Origin of the sequence: Thiocystis minor, from assembly GCF_016653465.1 — a bacterium.
GTDB classification, from domain to species: domain Bacteria; phylum Pseudomonadota; class Gammaproteobacteria; order Chromatiales; family Chromatiaceae; genus Chromatium; species Chromatium minus.
This window is the reverse complement of sequence record NZ_NHSQ01000057.1, coordinates 24978-43640: the sequence shown is the minus strand read 5'-3', so window position 1 is coordinate 43640 and position 18663 is coordinate 24978. Positions and strand designations below refer to the sequence as shown.

Here is an 18663-nt window from a genome sequence, read left to right as displayed (position 1 = left end):
CTGTAATGCGCAAAATGTCTGGGTTCGGTTCGCGCCAGCGCGGCATGGGGATGCTCGGCATCATCTTTACCATAGGGCTGATCGCCTTTTTCATGACGCTCCTGTTGAAGCTCGGACCGCTCTATCTCAACTTCTGGACCATCCGCTCTATCATGACCGGCGTGGCCGAGCAATCCGAGACCCTTCAGGGCGGAGCGCGCGGGATCGCCGATACGATCGGCAAGCGCATGGATGTCAACAGCGTGGCCAATATCACCACCAAGGATTTCGACATCAAAAAGCTGGAACAGAATACCTATCAGGTGACGGTCAACTACGAACAGCGCGTGCATCTCTTTTTCAATGTCGATGCTGTCGCGATGTTCACTTACCAGGTGGATGTGAAGACCCAGTGAATGCGGATCCGCGCCGTCTGGCGCTTGCCCTGGGGCATTCGTTCAAACGCGAAGACCTGCTTGAACAGGGACTGACGCACCGTAGCGCGGGGGCGTTCAACAACGAAAGACTGGAATTTCTCGGCGATGCCCTGATCGGTTTCCTGATCGCCGAGGTGCTTTGGGAGCGTTTTCCCGAGGCTGACGAGGGCACCCTGAGTCGCATGCGGGCCTCGCTGGTGAAACGCGAATCGTTGGCCGGGCTGGCGCGCGGTCTGCGCCTTGGCGATTATTTGAGGCTGGGTGCGGGCGAGTTGCGCACCGGCGGCCATGCGCGCGATTCCATTCTGGCGGATGCGCTGGAGGCCGTGCTGGGCGCCGTCTATCTGGATGCCGGTTTCGCGGCCACGCAAACCGTGGTCATGAGACTGTTCGCCGAGCGGCTCGACGACACCAGCGCGGCGCAGTCGGGCAAGGATCCCAAAACCCGTCTCCAGGAGTGGTTGCAGTCGCGCAAGTGGCCCCTGCCTGACTATGTCGTGACCGAGATCGGCGGCGATCAGCACGATCAGATCTTTACCGTCAGTTGTCTGTTGACCGACAGGAATCTGTGCGCTTTCGGCACGGGCAGCAGCCGTCGGCGCGCCGAACAGTCGGCCGCCCAGGCCATGTTGGAGCAAATCGAAAAATGACCGACCAAAAGATGCCGGACGAGAGTGTCGCCGACGCCGCGCCCGGACATTGCGGCTATGTGGCCATCGTCGGCCGTCCCAATGTGGGTAAATCGACGCTGCTCAATCGCATCCTTGGACAGAAACTGGCCATTACCTCCCACAAGGCCCAGACCACGCGCCACTCCATCCTCGGCATCAAAACCCGTCCCGAGGGTCAGATCCTGTTCGTCGACACGCCCGGTATCCATCAGCGCGGCGGCAGCGCGCTCAACCGCTATCTGAATCGCGCCGCGCGCACGACGCTCAGCGACACCAATCTGGCCCTGCTGGTCGTCGAGGCGCTGCGCTGGACCGAGGAAGACGCCAAGGCGCTGGAGGCGGTCGCCCTGGCCGGCGTGCCAGTGATCGCGGTGGTCAACAAGGTCGATCGGGTGGCTGACAAGCAGGCGTTGCTCCCCTATCTGCAAATCCTGTCCAAGCGTCATGATTTTGTGGCCCTGATCCCAGTTTCCGCGACCCATGGGGATCAGGTCGAGGCGTTGGAGCAGGCGGTGCTGGCGGCCCTGCCAAAGGGCGAACCGCTGTTTCCGGAAGATCAGCTCACCGACCGTTCCGAACGCTTTTTCGCCGCCGAACTGGTACGCGAGCAGTTGATGCAGCGTTATGGGGAGGAACTCCCGTATCGGACATCGGTCGAGATCGAACGCTTCGAGCAGGTGGACGGACGCTATCAGATCCATGCGCTGATTTGGGTGGAGCGCGCGAGTCAAAAAGCGATCATCATCGGCAAGCAAGGCGAGGCGCTCAAGGCCGCGGCCAGCCAGGCCCGCCAGGAGATGCAGAAGCTGTTCGACTGCCCGGTGCATCTGGAAGTCTGGGTCAAGATCAAGAAGAGCTGGTCGAGCGACGAGGCGGCCATCGCCAGTCTTGGGTATCGCGAAGACCAATAACGTTTTCAGTGGTCGGTTTTCAGTTGTCAGCGATCGAATGACATGACCGGACTTGCACCCGCGCGTACTCGGGATGGACTGTTCCAGGCGTTTGTGCTGCACCGGCGCGACTATACCAATACCAGTCTGCTGCTGGAGGTCTTCGGGATCGGGGTAGGGCGCTTTGCCGTGATCGCCAAGGGTGCGCGTCGGCCGCGCAATCCGGCGAGTGCGCTGCTGCAACCTTTTCAACCCTTATGGCTTGGGGCGGTCGGGCGCGGCGAGGTCCGTACCCTGACCCGCAGCGAGGGCGCGGGTCGCCCGATGGCACTTCAGGGGCGTGCCCTGCTGGGTGGTTTTTATCTCAATGAACTGCTGGTTCGCCTGCTCGCCCGGCACGATTCGCATGACCCGCTTTTCGCCTTCTATCAGGACGCGCTCGCGCGTCTGGCCGAGGGAGTCGAGCTTGAGACGCTGCTGCGTCGGTTCGAGCTGCGTCTGCTGGACGAATTGGGCTATGGTCCGACGCTGGATCGGGAGGCGGGCGGGCGGGAACCCGTGCTGGCGGAGCGGTCTTATCGTTACGAGGCGGAACGGGGATTGCGCCGGGCGGCGGCGGTCGAGACGGGGCCGGTGCTGTCCGGCGCGACGCTGCTGGCCCTAACGCGGGGCGAGGATCTGGATCTCGCGCAGCGACGGGAGGCGCGGATCCTGCTGCGCGGGATACTGACGCCCTATCTGGGCGAGCGTCCGCTGAAAAGCCGCGAACTCTATCAACGCTGGTACGGTGCCCGGAATGAACTGGGTGTATAGCGCATCGAGAGCATGGTTGCGTTTCATGAAGGCTTTTTCGCCAATGCCTAACCGGCCGGTTCGCTAGCTTGTTGCCTGGCGTCAATCTGGACAGTCGACATGACCAGGATCGTTGACCGAGGACATGCCGAGTAAGCGACGCTGTCCAAAACCGACATCATAAGGTTTAAACTTGTGACAGTTCCAAAGCGGATAGCCAACAAGTAAAGGTCCGAGATGTTCAAACTCACAGCAGCAGCCGCCGAACAGGTTATCAAGGCGGCGAATCAGGGTGGCACCGAGGGTATGTCGTTGCGCTTGGCTGCTGCCCAGCAGCCGGATGGCAGTATCGACTATCGCATGGGGTTCGACGAACTGACCGAGGATGACATTCGGATGACCTGTGAGGGTATCGATATCGTCATGACGCCCGAGCAGGTTCCGCTACTGGATCAAGCGACCATGGATTTTGTCGAAATTGAACCGGGCCAGTTCCATTTCATCTTTCTCAACCCGAAAGACCCGAACTATAAGCCGCCGATCGAGGATTAGCGATGCTCGCTTCCCCATCAGCAAGGGCGTCTTGATTCGATGGATCTCAGTCCCGAGGATACTCTCAGGCTCAACGTCCTGCTTGCCAATCAACCGCAGGCGATCCGTATCGACGAGAGCCGGATGATTGTTCAGAGCCTTGGTGTTCAGGGCGAAGTCACCATCCGACTGAATCCCAATACTCGCGCGGATCAGTATCTGCGCCGGGTCAGGGAACTGCTCTCCGGCCATGTCCTGGGCTCCCCCGGCGGTTACCCTATCTATCTGCAACGCTGGACCCGGATGGGCCAGATGCGCGACGAAAGCCTCGCGCAACTGTTGCTGCTCGGCGAGCCAGAGGCCGTGGTCGCCGCCGTCTGCGCCCCGGGCCTAACCGACGAACTGGCGCGGCGCGCCTGGTGGGCCATGGAAGACGCCGGCAATGCGCGGCGCATGCTCTCCAATCTCGCCGTCGCCCGAAGCGCCATGGGCCAGGTTCTCGCGGAGTATCTGATCGAATATCTGCCCTTCGAGACGGAGAGCGAGGCGATCGTCGAATCGGTTCGGCTGGTGTTGCAGCCGGGATTGCTCGACCGCGAAGGGCGCGGCGACCTCTGGCGTAAAGCCGCGCGCAAGCCATCTTATCTGGTTGGATTTCTCCAGGCATTGCCGGACGATCTGCCGGAACCAGCTCCCGCGCGTGCGCTCGCCGGAGCCGTCCATGACCTGGCGGGGCAGGGCGATGCTGTCGCGGTGCTGCTCCAGCGGGTCTACTCGGAGCGCGGACAGGCGTTCCTTAAGACGGTTGCGGCCGTGCTGGCCAAGCCGCCCAGTCAGGATGTCGTGCTCGCGACCTTCGTCTGTCTGCGCGAGTATTTCGCCGTGCTGCGGCCGGCTGGCGACCCCGATCTCGCGATCGACGATCTGCTGGCGGATGCCACGCGGTTCGCCAACCCGGATAGAGCCTACCTTGATGTCGCCAAGATTCTGCTGCAGGAGCCACTCCTCGCCTCCGAAATCGCGGCCATGCGGTTCCTCTCTGGTGTGGGGTATGGCCTGATTCGGCCGATCCTGCCTGACTCCACCACGCTCGGCAGTCTCATGCGCCGCAAGCTTGCGCCTGTCATCATTCCTCTCCAGGACTCCTTAGACCGATTGCGCCGCATCAGTCGTGAGTTCGTTTAAATCGCGTCAATATCCGGACGCTTGATGGCTCCGGTGAGATGGAACCGTTGCACGAACACCAGATGCTATGCCAGATACGTTGTAAAAAACGATTCACAAAACGGATGGCCGCGCCTGGATCCAGAGTGTCCGTGGCCAGGGCGATCAGTTGATTCGGGAATACCCCCCGCGATGGGACGCCTGTTCTGGAAGTTTTTTCTCGCCTTTCTGCTGGCGCAGGGGCTCGCAGCGATTGCGTTGTTCCTGACGATCGCCATCGTCGATGGCTCCTGGTCGCCGCGACCGCCAGAGCCGCCTCCCCGCTTCCTGCCCGATGACTGGCGGATGGTCGATCCCGAGTCCGGTGTCCGATGGGAGCTTGGCCCGCCAACCGGTCCGCCCCCTGGGGTTCCGGGCTTTGGTCCACCACCGTCGGGTCATGGACCGCCACCACCCTATCTGCCGATGCTCGCCATCCTGCTCGGCTGTCTGTCGGCCAGTGCCTTGCTTGCCTGGTACTTCGCCAAGCCGGTTCGCAACCTGCGCTGGGCCTTGGGAGCCGTGGCGGAGGGTAGGCTGGACACGCGGATCCAATCGCGGATGGGGCATCGACGCGATGAGGCCAGCCTGCTTAAGTTCGACCCGGTATCCGGTCTTCGCTTGAGTTTCGGCAGCGGGGTGGTGCATGATCTAGCCAGACTGGAACAGAAGATCGGCGAACAGCATGGAGTCTGAGATGCGGGATCTTTCCTCGCTGTCCACGGATCAGCAAATTCGTCGTCTGCGCTGGCAGTGTCGACGCGGGATGCTGGAACTCGATCATCTGCTGGATCGCTTTCTCGATCTTGGCTACAGCGATCTGACCGAGCCGGAGCGGCTGACCTTCAGGCGATTGCTCGACAAGCAGGATACCTGTCTGAGCGATTGGTTCATGGCGCGCACCGATCCCCCGGATCTGGATCTGCGCGAGCTGGTCCGGCGGATCGTCGAGGTCACGCGGGAGCGGCCGACCTCGCCCGACGCAATGCTGCACGGCCAGCGGACGCCGCCTCGGACCGAACGGTAATCCGGCGTGGCGTTTCACCGCGAACGTCCGCCACTATTGATCCGTCCCCGACGATCCTGGCGACTGGCCGTCTTTACTGGATTGACTCACGGACTGGCCGGCGCGGTCGTCGTCATGCTGCCGATCTATCCCTATCGTGATCCTTTATGGATTCTGGTGGGACTTAGCGCCTTCCATGCCTTTGCGGTTCATGTGCTGAGACGGGCGCCCTGGTCGATTCGGACGGTGCTGTGGCAATCCGACGGGGACTGGCTCCTCACCCTGAACTCTGGCGCCGAAATCGAGGCGAGCCTGTCTCCGGCGACCTTCGTGAGCCTGCCCCTGGTGGTGCTCAATTTTCGCTCCGGGCGGCTGCGCCGCCATGTGCTGCCCTTGTTCGCCGACGCGCTCGATCCCGAGCAACTGAGACGTCTGCGTCAGCGTCTGCGAATCGACGGAGGGACTCACGGGCCAGACTTGACGGACGCCTGATTCGGCTACACTAGCAACTCCATTCCAAAGAATAAGGAGAGGTGCGATGCGGGTTCTGGTGACGGGCGGGGCGGGGTATATCGGTAGCCACACCTGCGTGGAACTGCTGGCGGCGGGCATGCGGGTCGTCGTTGTCGACAACCTCAGCAACAGCAAGGAGGAATCGCTGCATCGGGTGCGCGGAATCGCCGGCAAGGATCTGGGATTCGTGCAGGCCGATCTGCGGGATCGTCCAGCCCTGGACGCCATCCTGCGCGAAGACCGTTTCGATGCCGTGATCCACTTCGCTGGACTCAAGGCCGTTGGCGAGTCGGTCGAGATGCCGCTGCATTACTACGACAACAATCTTGGTGGCACCCTCTCGCTCTGTCAGGCGATGGCGGCGGCCGGGGTTAAAAATCTCGTTTTCAGCTCCTCGGCGACCGTCTATGGCGATCCCGCCAGCGTGCCGATCCGCGAAGATTTTCCGCTCTTGGCCACCAATCCCTATGGTCGCTCCAAACTCTTCATCGAGGAGATCCTGCGCGATTTGTCTATCTCGGACCATGCCTGGAATATCTCGCTCCTGCGCTATTTCAATCCGGTCGGCGCCCATCCGAGCGGGCGCATTGGCGAGGATCCCAACGGAATTCCGAACAATCTGATGCCCTATGTCGCTCAAGTCGCCGTGGGCAAGCTGCCGCGGCTGCGGGTGTTCGGCAACGATTATCCGACGGCCGATGGCACGGGTGTGCGCGACTATATTCATGTCGTCGACCTGGCGCGCGGTCATCTCGCGGCCCTGCGCAAGCTCCCGTCGCAACCGGGGGTGATGGTGCATAACCTGGGAACCGGACAGGGGTACAGCGTGCTGGAGATGGTCGCCGCCTTCGAGCGGGTGAGCGGGCGGCCAGTTCCCTATGACATCGTCGCGCGCCGCGCGGGCGACATCGCCGTCTGTTACGCCGATCCTACCCTGGCGCGGACTGAATTGGGATGGCAGGCCGAGCATGGGATTGACGACATGGTGACCGACGCCTGGCGCTGGCAGTCAAAAAATCCGCACGGCTACTGAATCGGCGAGAGTCGAGTTGACCCGCTAGGAGACTGGCGTATCGAGACCCGTCACGCCTTCCGCGGTTTGAACGAGCAATGGCGCATGGCGTCAACCTCCTGGATTGCGCATAATGTATATGCTGGTTGCCCCATTGCTCCTCCAGAGCCTGTCAATACCGCTAGAGGAGAAATTTAACCAACGCTACAGAGGAATGCAAGCCTACAGTGACAAAATGACCGCTTAAGATGCTACTACAGGCGAATGATTGTTGCCCATAGAATCATCAGCGGAGACACAGCATGTCACTCGGCAAAAATATGCGGCGCATGCGCCAAGACAAAGGCTGGAACCAGCTTCAGGTATCCGAACGGACAGGAATCCGAGTGGGCCATATTTCGAAACTGGAGCAAGACGAAGGAGACCCGAAGCTCTCGACGCTTTACAAGCTGATGGAAGCCTTCAGTTGCTCGCCGGATTCCTTGCTCCTAGACATCAGCAAGATGAACCAAGACGCGATCCTGAAGCAGACATTGGAACGCGCAATGAATCTTCCCGAGGCGAACAAGGCCGCCATCATCGAAGTTGTGGATGGCTACTGCCGTGCGTGCGGACTGGAACAGAATTTCGCCCCTGGAAACAAAACCTGGCTGACCATCTACGCGAACGCCCCTGAAAGAATTCCACTACCAGCCACAAAGGAAAAAGAAGGGTAGGGCGCGGCTCAATCACTACCGCCAGAGAGATCCATCCAGGGTCTCCGCATCAATCGCGCGAGGCATCACAGCGTAGAACCTGACCACAGCCGCGCCGATTGACACTCCGACCCGGAGAGACGGCCTGTTGGGACGCTCAACGCCCTTAGTGGTATGCCCAGGGCAGCGGATCCCGTGACACCTTATCCCGATGCAGGGGGCCTCTACCGGTGCAAAGGTGAAGAGGTTCGGCCAGGGTGAGGGGGGGCGAAAGCGTGTCACCCATCCTGATGACACCGCGCGGCCTGAGAGCGCCCTGGAGCGCCCGGAGTGCCCTGGAGCGTCCGGAGTGACCCAGAGACGCCCGGATGGCTTTGGAGAGGCTATAGCGCGTTCTGAGAGCGCCCTGGAGCGCCACGCGTCCTTCTTGCGGCTCCGCAGGCTTCGCCGCAAAGGACGCGGACGCCCCCGCGCCTGTTCAGAAATTCCAGTCTGCAAAAACTGAACAAGGCCGACCCCAAGGACTTGGAGCGCCCTGGAGCGCCCCGCCGCCTTGGTGCCCACCCAAGACGATTGGCCAAAAAGCGACGAGTGCGCAAATTGGCCAAACAAGGAACTGGGCGACTGCCGAACGTAATGCCACGATTGAGCGTTTATCAGGGGAGGGCAAGACTCAGCGTGAAATAGCGGCTGAACTTGGTATTTCTCAACAGACTGTTTGTAGGCCGTATTCAACGTGTTTATCCAAAACGGTCCTTGTCCGATTTGGATAAACAAAACGTAAAAATGCGGATTGAGGTTCGTAATCAAAAATCAACGCCTAACCCTTCAAAACCCGCCGATTCCGGCCCCATGATGTACCTGTCCCCTTGGTGACTCGGCCCCCTTGGTGACTACGCCCCCTTGGTGACTAAGTCTGATAGCGTTCAATGGTGACAGGTTATCGGATGACGTAACACGTTGAATCTGAATCGTCCCTAGACTTGGCAATCTTGTTGCTTAGCTGGCGAGGGCAAGACTCAACGGGAGATAGCTTCTGAGCTTGGCATGACTCATCGTGGTGTTGGCAAGATTCTTGAGAACAAAATCCAGTCTGGAAAAAGTACTCAAGATTCAACGCCCAACCCCTCAAAACCCGCCGATACCGACCCCTTGGTGACTCTGGCCCCGTTGTGACTCAAGACCAATAAGCGCGCGACCCATAAGCGCGCGACCAATCACGATAAGAATTAATCGCGATTTTTGGTCGATCCAACGTCAGGCCCATCAACTTTGCACGTCGCCGGCCTTGCTCGCCTTGTGCGCGCAACCAGTCGTAGAGATTCGCCCAAATACGTTTTTCAGTCGGACGCCATACCACCTGATGACCGGCCTCTAACGCCAGAAAAACGCCCTCGAAGAATCGCATACCCGCCACGTCAGAAATTGATGACGAAACCCCGAACACATGAGTAAAGAGCCGATTGCTAGGCAATGACTCCCCGAGGTATGGCGATTTCATAAAGGGCTTGCCCGATGCATGGACCAAGAAAAGATCGGCCCCTGGGCAGTCGCGACAGCTATAAGGCAGAACGCGACGAGGAGGTATCGTTTTGAAGTTGAATGCACGATAAGAATCTATCCTTGGGTAATGCGCCGCCAGCGCCTTACATTGCGCTTCTGATCGGATGACCAACTCAACAATGGGGAAACCACGGGCTATTTTCTCCGCATCGCATTGATGAGTCACCGCCATTTCAACAGCCAAGACTCGATCCGACCTGGAATCGCTCAACAACACATCCACCACGCAGCCCCGATAAGGCGCTTCGATTTCGACCCTATCGAATATCCGAGCCAAATCATGAAAAGCGTGTTCAGAACGGTATTCACAATCGGCGATGCCACACAAAAGCGGACGGTCATAACACAGCTTGACCGCTCGCCCGCCTTCACGCGCCGACTCGAAACCGCGAACAAACATCAACTTTCCCAGCTTGTGGAGGTAAGACTCACCCGAACATGTTGCCGCAACCGAAACCGCATGCGCGAAATGATGCGTTTTGACCGCTCCCAGCTTGGGTATCAAGCCCCGCCCGCAGGCGATACAGGTATAAGGCCCGCCCCTGGAATCGGAGTCCAGCTTGGACACATCCACAAGCACGTTTGACGGGTCATGAGCCCAGCGGTAAAGAACATCGACCGACATTTCATGCCACCCCACGCGAAACTTAATCTTCGAGAGATCCGGACCGAACCGCCCTGTCGACTGTCCCAAAACGGAAGACTTCCGAAATGGGACAGTCAACGGAACCGATCAGGCCGAAAGACCTTATTTCGCTACCCTGGCATCGAGCCAAGCCCGAAAATGATCGACGCCGCCGGGATAATCCAACAGCGCCAACAGAGCGGAACCGGCCGAGCCTTCCAAGAACTGCATAAGTACCTCGCGCCGACGATCTATCTCTAACTGTCCCATTTCGGACGTTGGCGCAATTGGGACAGTGTTCAAACGCCGCTGACGTTTCTTCCCTTGGTGATTGATTCTTCGGTAAATGGTCGATTTGGAGAGCCCCTTGGTTGTCCCGTATTCCTTCTGCATCTGTTCGGCAATACCGCGAACGCTATACGGTGATTTCGCGGTCATGACAGCTCCGGCAAATCAAGAATCGCTGGCGAAGACGGACGCGAGGAGGCGAGGGGGGCCGTCCGCAACGCCCGCTGTTGATTCTGATAGTCCATCAAGGAATTGAATTGGTCATCGGTCAGACCTTCCCAAGCCCACAACAGCAACCGTTGAAACGGCCAGCGCAGCGCCACAAAGCAGACCGCAGAGAGGACATCGCCCGCCAAGCAAAGCAGCGTTGAGCAAGATAGCCACGGATGACCAAGACGCCATTGGTCCACGGCATCGCCCCACGCCCAGGCGAACAAGGGCGACGGGTTGACCTGAAAATCAGAATCCTGAAATTCAAACGAATTGAGTTGTACTTGAATTGCCATTTCGATTTTTCCTTAACGAAGCCAGCCCACCCACAATTGATGACCACGGTCATAGACTTCGACCAAGCAATAATCCGCCCGCCAGAAACGACGAACCGCGCGCATCGCTTGACGCTGGCTGGCATACAAACGCGCCAAGTCCGCCGTCAATGACCAAACCGTAATCAGGCCGCCAGGCGGCCGCCATTGATAGTCCATCAAGAATTCGTCGCGCCCGTTGGCCACGGCCACGCCCAGCAACACGCCATCCGGTTTCATGTCCAACCTCATTCAATGGCGTACTGGGCATGGTCCTACGCCGCCAGCCGCCGCAATTGTTGTAAATGGTCCCAACTCTCGACCATCTGGAACTCCATCAACGAACGCCGGAAGGGAACCACCGTCCCCGCCGACAGATCCGCATCCGACAACCCGGCCGCGCGCAGAACCGCAAGATTGCGGTACCAAGTCGGCTTGGAAGACATTTCCCGCGCCTTTTCCCAGCCATACGCCTTAATCAAGGCCCAACACCCGATGGCCGCCTTCGCCTGACCTGACGTCTTCGCCGCTGTATTGATTCGTGTCTCTAAGTACCTCAATAGAATCAAGAGTGGCGAGTGAAAATATCGACTTCGGTTCAGTATTTTAAAATATCTTTTAAAATTAATATTTTATATTATAGATTTTTATAAATTCAAAGAATTTGCTCCTACAAACAATTGTAATAAGGTACTTACATTCATTTCGGTAATCTCTGAAGTACCCAACATGCGATGAAAATAGTTCGCCCATTTATTCTTTAGGTCTTCTGCCGTGATCTCTAACCAATGCTTGCCAGCGCGTTCACGCCACCATTGCGCACCAATCGTACATTCCAATCGCAATAAGGCATTCGCTCCCATCAATTGCTCGGGGCTGTATTCCGGCCCACGATAGTTCTTGTTGCGCAGTTGGTATTCCAAATGCGGTCCTTTCGCATACGCCTTGCCTTTCATGAGACGGCTTTTCCCGCCCCAATACACCGTATCGCCCGCCTGCTGGGAGACGCGATAGCGCCCGCCTTCGCAATTGCGCAGCACCGCCAGCGCCGCGCGCACATCCGTCGGACCGGAGAGCAACAGATTCGCCGTCACATCGACCCGCGAGACCACGCACCGCTCGACCGGCGGAGCGGACACGCCCAGGACCGGCAAGACGAAATCACGCATCCGCCGAACGCAGCCGGCCAGATCCAGCGCCGCGGCCGCGCCCGAACTGAAGGTGTTGTCGCCATCGCCGATGACCCGAGCGGGCGAACCCTGGAACCAAAAGGCATCGGAACCGCAGCGATACGACAGCCCGTGAGAATCCGACCGGATCGAATCCCAGGCCGAGGTTTCCCAACGCAGCTCGCCGGTGCGCGGATCGAGCCGTTGAATCCGATCGCCCAGCAGGCGGAGCTTGTCCCAATCCGCCGCGGAAAAAGCGTCGAAGGGAGCCCGTGCCGTGACCCAATCAATCAGCACGCGGAACCCCGGTTTTCGGTGTCGGAGTCTCACCCATGAGACAAAGTGCCCGTGTTACAGGTACGGGCACCTAACGCCGCGAGTTCCGACCCCAGCGCCTGGACCTGACCCGCAAGCGCCTGGAGCTGCATCGAGAGCGCCCGATCCGCCGCCTGACGCGCGCCCGCATCCGCCGAGGACTCCAAGGCCGCCACGCGCGCCTTGAGCGTCGCGTTGACTTCTTGGTAGACGCTGACCTGTTGGCGATAGAAGACCAGGGCGAAGAATTCCGCCGGCGGGATCCCGCCACGGGAGTAGCCCGGCGGAAACAGATAGCCGTTGTGAACTTCCCAGCCAGCCCAGCCCGACCACGGGACATAGCCCGCGAGGATGGACAGCAAGCGCAGCGCCGTCGGATCGGGGTTGCCGCTGGCGAGCCAACGGCGATAGGTCCGCAGCGACACCAGACAGGCGGACGCCGCTTGTTGGTCGGAGAACCGGCAGGCCCGCTGCAACGCGCGCAAGGTCTTGGGATTGACCGCGAATCCTTCGGCCAGCAGTTCGGCATCCGACCAGTCGGCGGACGTGGACAACTTGACCAAGGTCGCGGGCGACGCGGACAAGTTGTCATCGGTCTTGGCTCGCCGTGTGCGCCGTTGGGGCCGCGCCAAGGCTGGCTCGGTGCCCGCCTGCGCCGTCTCCTGGATTGCGCATAATGTATATTATGTTAAGTCGTTGTCATCTGTGCGATCCTAAATATGCTCCAACAAGTTCGGATCGCCTTCGCCCTGTACAATTGCCTCCTTTAGCGACCCAACCACGGAGCAATCATGTCGAAATATCATATCTACGGAATCGGCAACGCACTGGTCGACATGGAGTATGAAGTGGATTTTCATGATCTAAACATTCTGGGCATCGACAAAGGGGTTATGACCCTGGTCGACGAGGCCCAGCAGACGAGCATCATGAACCATCTCAAAGACCACCATCACCAGCGCGGATCCGGCGGATCGGCGGCCAATTCGATCATCGCCTTCAGCCAGTTTGGCGGAAAAGGCTTTTACTCCTGCAAGGTCGCCGACGATGAGCTGGGCCATTTCTACATGCGGGATCTTCTCGATGGCGGCGTCGATACCAACCATCATACCGAGAAGGCCCAAGGCCACACCGGCCGCTGCGTGGTGTTGGTGACCCCGGACAGTGACCGAACCATGTGTACCTTTCTTGGCGTCAGTGGCAGCCTCTCTACCCAGGAACTGATCGAAGAGACCCTGCGGGACTCCGAATGGTTCTACACGGAAGGTTATCTGGCGACCTCGGATGCCGCGCGTCACGCTTCCATCGAGGCAAAACGGATCGCCGACGCGGCTGGCGTTAAGACCGCCCTCTCGTTGTCCGATCCCAACATGGTCAAGTTCTTTAAGCAGGGACTGCTGGAGATGATCGGCTCTGGCGTCGAGCTGCTGTTTGCCAATGAATTCGAGGCCATGGGCATGGCTGACACTGGGGATTTGCCGCGTGCCTTGGACTATATCAAGACCATCAGCAAGAAATTTGCCATCACCCGCGGCTCCAAGGGAGCCCTGGTCTGGGACGGCAGAACGCTGATCGAGATTGCTCCAGTCAAGGTGGATGCCGTGGATACGGTTGGCGCTGGCGACATGTTCGCCGGGGCCTTCCTATTCGGCCTGAGCCAGGGCTGGGATCACCAGCGCGCAGGCGATCTTGCCTCCGCCGCCTCGGCCAAGCTGGTCACGAATCTTGGGCCACGGATCTCGACCGCAGAAACCCGGGCCATCCTGCAGTCCTTTCTTTAAATTGTCTCTAGAAGCCAGCGCGGAGACGGCCGCACCCGATCTCACGGTCACCAACGCGCTCGGTGCAATGCGGTTTCGGTCTCAAAGCAGTGAATTCGCCCCGACGGATGTGCTGAACTTGCGTATTCATTGGCACATCCGAGCACGCCCTTCGCGCTAGCATCTCAGGAACGACACCGAGCCCCCACAGAACCGAGCGACCGCGATCAACACTCCTGATGGTTGTGGTTCTGCCTCGTTTCGTGATCGGAGTATGCGCCATGCTGATCTTCGATGCCCCTTCATTACCATCCCCGCTGACGATTCGGGAATACGCTCGCCCACGTTTCGATGGCAGTCTGGATAAATTGAGCGACTGGCTGACGGCGCTCAGGTCCGCCGGAATACGCCATTCGGGACCGGCGCTGATTCTGGCGCTGGAACACTTGCGCAGGGCGGAGCTTTCGAGCAACCGACGACTGTCCGTCTTGTCCGCGCTGAAGATCCCCCTGCTCAAGACCTGCGCGGGTCTCCCCAAACCCGATTTTGCCGATGCGCAACCCCTACCGATACCTGGCGGCGTCACCCTCGAACAGCGTCTCTACCGGCTCATGTTCATCAACCTGAACCAAACCCTGCGCCAACTCGATCGACAGAGCAACCCGGGATCTGAGCGACATGAGCGCCAACGCGAATGGGCGATTCGCAACCTGTTCCGATTCGCCAGCCGACAGCTTCATTACGCGGCACGCTGGAAAACCCGCCTGCCACTCGAAACCTGGCGCGATCTTCACGCGCTCCACATCGATTTGATGACTCAACGCTTAAGCTTCACCGCAGCAACCAGGCGATCGGCAACAGGCGCCAGTTGGACCGACCCTGAGTTGGAGTACAAACAACTGCTGCTGTTTGGACTGGCGGCTCAACTCAATGAGTCCGTCGTCAATACCGACTCGTTCCTGGAGGGACTGGCAGGCTGGGCCACGCAAGCATTGCTGGAAGATCCTCAGCGAATGCTGGGTCGAATCCGACTATTTCTCGTGGCGATTTCCGAGGACGAACCGCCACGCCAGCAAGCCGCCCCACTCGACTCCACCTTCCGTGGTTGGGTTTTGCAGGCGCCCTACTCTTTTGTTCATCGGCTAGAAAATTCCGAGTATACAATTGCGTCTCCCCGGAACTCGTGCGGATCGAACGACTGCCGGGTAAGATCATCCCGAACTTTTCACCCTCAGGGCGATCGCTTATCCAGTGCAAGAACTGGCCGGATCACAAGCAACGTATTGTAAAAGCCTGTTTGTCGCGCCCATTTCTTTTGCGCATCGGTCGGCTGCGATCCGGTTTCCTGAAAACCGACGAACCTCCTCTGCCCTGGCTACAGACCATGAAATTGCTTGCGATCGACACCTCCGGCGATGCCTGCTCCGCCGCTCTTCTGATGGATGGAGCGATTGATCAATTGTTCGAAATCGCACCCCGCCGACATGGCGAGCGTATCCTGCCAATGATGCAGACGCTGTTGGATCGGGCCGGGCTTCGCCTGACCGATCTCGACGCACTGGCCTTTGGACGAGGCCCCGGTTCATTTACCGGAGTGCGGATCGCGGTCTCGGTCATCCAGGGCGCCGCGTTCGGTGCCCATCTGCCCGTCGTCCCAATCTCGACTCTGGGTGCGCTGGCGCAGGGCCAGTTCCGCCGCGGCGGTCAACGTCGCCTGCTCGCTGCGCTCGACGCCCGCATGGACGAGGTCTATTGGGGATGCTTTGAGGTGTGCGATGACGGGCTTGCCGCGCCCCTGTGCGAGGAACGGGTGTACTCTCCGGATCGGGTCGAGTTCCCTGCGGAGATCGACTGGTATGGCGTTGGTTCCGGATGGGCCGCCTACGCAGCCCGTTTGAGGACGCGCGTCGGGGACGCCCTGTTCGACGCCAATCCGGATATCTTTTGCGAGGCTCGTGACATCGCCGTCATGGCCGCCGCGAAAATGCTTATGGGTCGGCAGATGCCTCCTGAGTTGGCTGCACCCGTGTATCTCAGGGATCAGGTCACACGGACGTAAGTAAGCGATGACGACAACGATCCGGGGTTCGACAATTGGAACCGCCGCGAGACCGGCGTTCATCGCTAAAACAAATCGATTGCCTTAAAGCAATCGATTTGCTTCTGTGATCTGCATTTATTTAGAGAGACTTTTTGCAATTTCGATGTACACTAGACTTCTATAAAGCAACGGATTCCAGCGAAACCAAGACCTGTGGATCCGCCCCGTTCGCCCCTGTCAAATCATCGCAGGGAGTTGCCTTATGAACACTGAGTGCTATCATTTTACTAATGTTACTTTTGCAGCCTGACTTCCCTTCCTTTATTGATCTGGCATGAACCGCCCATGTGTTGCTCCTTAACAACGGCTCAATTTGAGCTTTCGGTAGTTCTTGAAATTCATTTTTTAAAATGATTAAGTCGGTCGGTTGAGACCTGCTTGTCGGAACCCCGAAGCTACGCATACCTTAGATGGGTGCGGTTCAACTTGGGGTTTGTGGTGTTGAATGGAATTCCACTCGGTTTCGAGTGGGCGTGACACTGGCCTCACGAAGAGGCCGGGTTTGAGTAATGCCAACTCAGGTTGGTACGTCTAAAGTGATGAGGTCGATATGGCAGGCGAATTGGTTTCCGGTACGGTCAAGTGGTTCAATGACGAGAAGGGTTATGGTTTCATTGAGCGGGAGGGTGGCAAGGACGTGTTCGTCCATCACAGCGCCATCAATGGCGCAGGACGGAAAACTCTGCTGGAAGGTCAGCGGGTGACAATGGAAGTGACCCAGGGTCCAAAGGGGCCGCAAGCAGAGAATGTCACTCCGAACTGATCGGCGGTTTGACCGGTTACCGGTAACATCGTCCCATGAGTGACATCCGCAGGATCCGTTAGCGGATCCTGCGGTTTTTATCGGGTATCGTTCGAAAAAATCCGCAAGCCTTGGTTTATTTTCAGATATTGCGTGATTGGATCGTTGTGGAAAATCTTTTTTAACAGCAACTTCGCAGTATTTCCACAAGCTTGTTTATTCGAATAGGCTTGGTTGCAAAGTCATTCATCCCAGCATCCAGGCAGGCTCGGCGATCTTCTTCCGTTGCATTGGCCGTCAGCGCGATAATCCTTGTCCGATGCTGACCTGGGAGTTGCCGAATCTGGCGGCTGGCACAGATGCCATCAAGTTCTGGCATTTGGATATCCATCAGAATGACGTCGTAGAGGCGCTCTCTGGCCGCCGCCACCGCCTCTAGCCCATTGCTGACTACTTCAGCTCGAAGACCGATCGACTTAAGCAGCTTTAGCGCCACCAATTGGTTGATTGGATTGTCCTCGGCGAGCAGAATCCGTAAATCGGGCAGCAGATCAGTCTCCTGTTTTCGTGGCTTGGCTGGTCTGTATTGCGATGGGATCGATGGTTCGCCGCCCTTGACGTGATCGAGATGCTCGCGATCTTCATCCATGCTATCAAAAGCTGACTCTGCCGCTTGCTGATGCCGGCCTGCCGTCATCGAAAAAGAACAGGAAAAGGTGCTGCCCTGCCCTGGAACGCCGCTGCTGTCGACCTCGATGCTACCTCCCATCAGTTCGGACAAACGCCGACAGATCGCCAGCCCCAAACCGGTTCCGCCATAACGCCGGGTCGTGGACGCGTCCACCTGGCTGAATTTTTTGAACAGCCGCGACTGCGCCTCCCGGGGAATGCCGACGCCGGTATCCTGTACCTTCAAGATCAGCCGGTAGACGACATCGATGTCCAGGCTGCCTGCTGACGTCGCGACGCCGGGCGAGCAAGACGCCGCGTGATGCCCGGTCAGCGAGATGCCAATACTCCCCCGTTCAGTGAACTTCACCGCGTTGCTGACCAGATTGACGATGATCTGTCTCAGGCGACGGTCGTCCCCGATGAATTCGCGCGGTAGGTTCGGATCCAACTCGACATGCAGGTCGAGGCCTTTCTCCCGTGCTCGGTTCCTGACGATGCTTAGCGCGCCCTGAACGCATTCCTTGAGGTCGAAGCGGATGGGATGAAGCTCCAGCATCCCCGCCTCGATCTTCGAGTAATCGAGAATATCGCTGATCAAATCAAGCAACGCATTCCCGCTGGTCTCGATAATGCTGACAAAGTCGCGTTGGGTCGAGTCGAGTTGCGTCGCCGTCAGCAGTTCGCTCATGCCGATGATGGCATTCAGCGGGGTGCGGATTTCATGGCTCATATTCGCTAGAAATTCGCTCTTCGCGTGATTTGCCGATTCCGCGTTCAATTTGGCCTGTTTGAGTTCGGCATCGACGCGGCTCAAGCGGATTTGCGTATTCAGACGGGCCGCCAGCTCACTTACCTCGAAGGGTTTGTTGACGAAATCCACCGCACCCGCCGCAAAGGCTTTGACTTTGCTATCGACATCGCTTTTGGCGCTGAGCATGATGACGCGCAAATGCGCCAGGTGCGGATTGGATTTGAGAATCTCCAACACCTCGAAACCATCCAGGCCGGGCATCATGATGTCCAGCAGGACGACGTCGATCGCATCCTCCGATTCCAGCATCACCAGGGCATCCGTGCCATCGGCCGCCTGCAGGATGTCGTATTGGTCTTTGAACAGTTCGCGGATAAACTCGCGAATACTCTGTTCGTCATCCACGATCAGCAGCTTCGGGCGA

23 protein-coding genes are annotated in these 18663 nt (G+C 58.6%); 15 read left to right on the top strand and 8 right to left on the bottom strand.

The genetic code is table 11. From position 1 onward, the window contains the following. Positions 1 to 5: 5 nt before the first annotated feature. From CCR95_RS06365 to CCR95_RS06315, 11 genes are all read left to right on the top strand, one after another. Complete coding sequence (locus CCR95_RS06365) at positions 6 to 395, top strand: DUF4845 domain-containing protein (protein WP_201092850.1); 390 nt, start codon at positions 6 to 8, stop codon at positions 393 to 395. Further along, positions 392 to 1066: a ribonuclease III gene (gene rnc, locus CCR95_RS06360; RefSeq protein ID WP_201092849.1), complete on the top strand. Its 675-nt coding sequence runs from the start codon at positions 392 to 394 to the stop codon at positions 1064 to 1066. Before CCR95_RS06365 ends, rnc begins: the two co-directional genes overlap by 4 nt. Continuing rightward, positions 1063 to 1998, top strand: coding sequence for a GTPase Era (gene era / locus CCR95_RS06355; protein WP_201092847.1), 936 nt, complete (start codon positions 1063 to 1065; stop codon positions 1996 to 1998). The genes rnc and era overlap by 4 nt, the downstream gene beginning before the upstream one ends. 42 nt (positions 1999 to 2040) lie before the next feature. After that, the gene (recO, locus tag CCR95_RS06350) at positions 2041 to 2790 is read left to right on the top strand and encodes a DNA repair protein RecO (protein ID WP_201092845.1); all 750 of its coding nucleotides are present in this window, start codon (positions 2041 to 2043) and stop codon (positions 2788 to 2790) included. Between the two features lie 216 nt (positions 2791 to 3006). After that, positions 3007 to 3321: a HesB/IscA family protein gene (locus CCR95_RS06345; RefSeq protein WP_201092843.1), complete on the top strand. Its 315-nt coding sequence runs from the start codon at positions 3007 to 3009 to the stop codon at positions 3319 to 3321. A 39-nt stretch (positions 3322 to 3360) separates the two neighbouring features. Then, entirely contained in the window at positions 3361 to 4485 is a 1125-nt protein-coding gene (locus tag CCR95_RS06340; protein WP_201092841.1) for a sulfur reduction protein DsrS, read from the top strand. 171 nt (positions 4486 to 4656) lie between these two features. Continuing rightward, on the top strand, positions 4657 to 5199 hold the full coding sequence (locus CCR95_RS06335) for a HAMP domain-containing protein (RefSeq protein ID WP_201092839.1): 543 nt from the start codon (positions 4657 to 4659) through the stop codon (positions 5197 to 5199). A 1-nt stretch (position 5200) separates the two neighbouring features. Continuing rightward, entirely contained in the window at positions 5201 to 5530 is a 330-nt protein-coding gene (locus tag CCR95_RS06330; protein ID WP_201092838.1) for a succinate dehydrogenase assembly factor 2, read from the top strand. A gap of 6 nt (positions 5531 to 5536) precedes the next feature. Next, positions 5537 to 6001, top strand: a complete 465-nt coding sequence (locus CCR95_RS06325; RefSeq protein ID WP_338115358.1) for a protein YgfX — start codon at positions 5537 to 5539, stop codon at positions 5999 to 6001. A gap of 46 nt (positions 6002 to 6047) precedes the next feature. After that, positions 6048 to 7055, top strand: coding sequence for a UDP-glucose 4-epimerase GalE (gene galE, locus CCR95_RS06320; RefSeq protein ID WP_201092837.1), 1008 nt, complete (start codon positions 6048 to 6050; stop codon positions 7053 to 7055). A gap of 281 nt (positions 7056 to 7336) precedes the next feature. Further along, positions 7337 to 7750 carry a helix-turn-helix domain-containing protein gene (locus tag CCR95_RS06315; protein WP_201092836.1) on the top strand — a complete coding sequence of 138 codons (414 nt, stop codon included), beginning with the start codon at positions 7337 to 7339 and terminating at the stop codon, positions 7748 to 7750. A gap of 1156 nt (positions 7751 to 8906) precedes the next feature. On the opposite strand, the gene CCR95_RS06305 is transcribed toward CCR95_RS06315, so the two are convergent. The 7 genes from CCR95_RS06305 to CCR95_RS06275 all read right to left on the bottom strand — a co-directional run bounded on the left by CCR95_RS06305 (position 8907) and on the right by CCR95_RS06275 (position 12797). Then, positions 8907 to 9917 carry a competence protein CoiA family protein gene (locus tag CCR95_RS06305; RefSeq protein WP_201092835.1) on the bottom strand — a complete coding sequence of 337 codons (1011 nt, stop codon included), beginning with the start codon at positions 9915 to 9917 and terminating at the stop codon, positions 8907 to 8909. Between the two features lie 123 nt (positions 9918 to 10040). Beyond that, the gene (locus CCR95_RS06300) at positions 10041 to 10355 is read right to left on the bottom strand and encodes a hypothetical protein (protein WP_201092834.1); all 315 of its coding nucleotides are present in this window, start codon (positions 10353 to 10355) and stop codon (positions 10041 to 10043) included. Further along, on the bottom strand, positions 10352 to 10711 hold the full coding sequence (locus CCR95_RS06295; protein WP_201092833.1) for a hypothetical protein: 360 nt from the start codon (positions 10709 to 10711) through the stop codon (positions 10352 to 10354). Before CCR95_RS06295 ends, CCR95_RS06300 begins: the two co-directional genes overlap by 4 nt. 12 nt (positions 10712 to 10723) lie before the next feature. Next, the gene (locus CCR95_RS06290; protein WP_201092832.1) at positions 10724 to 10969 is read right to left on the bottom strand and encodes a hypothetical protein; all 246 of its coding nucleotides are present in this window, start codon (positions 10967 to 10969) and stop codon (positions 10724 to 10726) included. Between the two features lie 35 nt (positions 10970 to 11004). Then, positions 11005 to 11175 carry a hypothetical protein gene (locus CCR95_RS06285; protein ID WP_201092830.1) on the bottom strand — a complete coding sequence of 57 codons (171 nt, stop codon included), beginning with the start codon at positions 11173 to 11175 and terminating at the stop codon, positions 11005 to 11007. Between the two features lie 201 nt (positions 11176 to 11376). Next, positions 11377 to 12195, bottom strand: coding sequence for a phage/plasmid replication domain-containing protein (locus CCR95_RS06280; protein WP_201092828.1), 819 nt, complete (start codon positions 12193 to 12195; stop codon positions 11377 to 11379). Between the two features lie 29 nt (positions 12196 to 12224). Then, positions 12225 to 12797, bottom strand: a complete 573-nt coding sequence (locus tag CCR95_RS06275) for a hypothetical protein (protein ID WP_201092826.1) — start codon at positions 12795 to 12797, stop codon at positions 12225 to 12227. A gap of 207 nt (positions 12798 to 13004) precedes the next feature. Between CCR95_RS06275 and CCR95_RS06270 the strand changes: the two genes are divergently transcribed. The 4 genes from CCR95_RS06270 (at position 13005) to CCR95_RS06255 (ending at position 16837) form a co-directional block, all read left to right on the top strand. Beyond that, a complete protein-coding gene (locus tag CCR95_RS06270; RefSeq protein ID WP_201092824.1) occupies positions 13005 to 13994 on the top strand; it encodes an adenosine kinase in 990 nt (329 codons plus the stop codon). Between the two features lie 260 nt (positions 13995 to 14254). Next, complete coding sequence (locus CCR95_RS06265; protein WP_201092822.1) at positions 14255 to 15262, top strand: hypothetical protein; 1008 nt, start codon at positions 14255 to 14257, stop codon at positions 15260 to 15262. Next, on the top strand, positions 15157 to 16032 hold the full coding sequence (gene tsaB, locus CCR95_RS06260) for a tRNA (adenosine(37)-N6)-threonylcarbamoyltransferase complex dimerization subunit type 1 TsaB (protein WP_338115357.1): 876 nt from the start codon (positions 15157 to 15159) through the stop codon (positions 16030 to 16032). Before CCR95_RS06265 ends, tsaB begins: the two co-directional genes overlap by 106 nt. 592 nt (positions 16033 to 16624) lie before the next feature. Next, positions 16625 to 16837, top strand: coding sequence for a cold-shock protein (locus CCR95_RS06255; RefSeq protein ID WP_014780496.1), 213 nt, complete (start codon positions 16625 to 16627; stop codon positions 16835 to 16837). 160 nt (positions 16838 to 16997) lie between these two features. On the opposite strand, the gene CCR95_RS06250 is transcribed toward CCR95_RS06255, so the two are convergent. Further along, complete coding sequence (locus CCR95_RS06250) at positions 16998 to 18644, bottom strand: response regulator (protein ID WP_338115356.1); 1647 nt, start codon at positions 18642 to 18644, stop codon at positions 16998 to 17000. Positions 18645 to 18663: the final 19 nt, after the last annotated feature.

Excerpts from the sequence above, each read along its gene's own strand:
- CCR95_RS06365 (WP_201092850.1), top strand. The coding sequence starts at position 6 with ATGCGCAAAATGTCTGGGTTCGGTTCGCGCCAGCGCGGCATGGGGATG.
- era (WP_201092847.1), top strand. The coding sequence starts at position 1,063 with ATGACCGACCAAAAGATGCCGGACGAGAGTGTCGCCGACGCCGCGCCC.
- recO (WP_201092845.1), top strand. The coding sequence starts at position 2,041 with ATGACCGGACTTGCACCCGCGCGTACTCGGGATGGACTGTTCCAGGCG.
- CCR95_RS06345 (WP_201092843.1), top strand. The coding sequence starts at position 3,007 with ATGTTCAAACTCACAGCAGCAGCCGCCGAACAGGTTATCAAGGCGGCG.
- CCR95_RS06340 (WP_201092841.1), top strand. The coding sequence starts at position 3,361 with ATGGATCTCAGTCCCGAGGATACTCTCAGGCTCAACGTCCTGCTTGCC.
- CCR95_RS06335 (WP_201092839.1), top strand. The coding sequence starts at position 4,657 with ATGGGACGCCTGTTCTGGAAGTTTTTTCTCGCCTTTCTGCTGGCGCAG.
- CCR95_RS06330 (WP_201092838.1), top strand. The coding sequence starts at position 5,201 with ATGCGGGATCTTTCCTCGCTGTCCACGGATCAGCAAATTCGTCGTCTG.
- galE (WP_201092837.1), top strand. The coding sequence starts at position 6,048 with ATGCGGGTTCTGGTGACGGGCGGGGCGGGGTATATCGGTAGCCACACC.
- CCR95_RS06315 (WP_201092836.1), top strand. The coding sequence starts at position 7,337 with ATGTCACTCGGCAAAAATATGCGGCGCATGCGCCAAGACAAAGGCTGG.
- CCR95_RS06305 (WP_201092835.1), bottom strand. The coding sequence starts at position 9,917 with ATGTCGGTCGATGTTCTTTACCGCTGGGCTCATGACCCGTCAAACGTG.
- CCR95_RS06300 (WP_201092834.1), bottom strand. The coding sequence starts at position 10,355 with ATGACCGCGAAATCACCGTATAGCGTTCGCGGTATTGCCGAACAGATG.
- CCR95_RS06295 (WP_201092833.1), bottom strand. The coding sequence starts at position 10,711 with ATGGCAATTCAAGTACAACTCAATTCGTTTGAATTTCAGGATTCTGAT.
- CCR95_RS06290 (WP_201092832.1), bottom strand. The coding sequence starts at position 10,969 with ATGAAACCGGATGGCGTGTTGCTGGGCGTGGCCGTGGCCAACGGGCGC.
- CCR95_RS06285 (WP_201092830.1), bottom strand. The coding sequence starts at position 11,175 with ATGTCTTCCAAGCCGACTTGGTACCGCAATCTTGCGGTTCTGCGCGCG.
- CCR95_RS06270 (WP_201092824.1), top strand. The coding sequence starts at position 13,005 with ATGTCGAAATATCATATCTACGGAATCGGCAACGCACTGGTCGACATG.
- CCR95_RS06265 (WP_201092822.1), top strand. The coding sequence starts at position 14,255 with ATGCTGATCTTCGATGCCCCTTCATTACCATCCCCGCTGACGATTCGG.
- CCR95_RS06255 (WP_014780496.1), top strand. The coding sequence starts at position 16,625 with ATGGCAGGCGAATTGGTTTCCGGTACGGTCAAGTGGTTCAATGACGAG.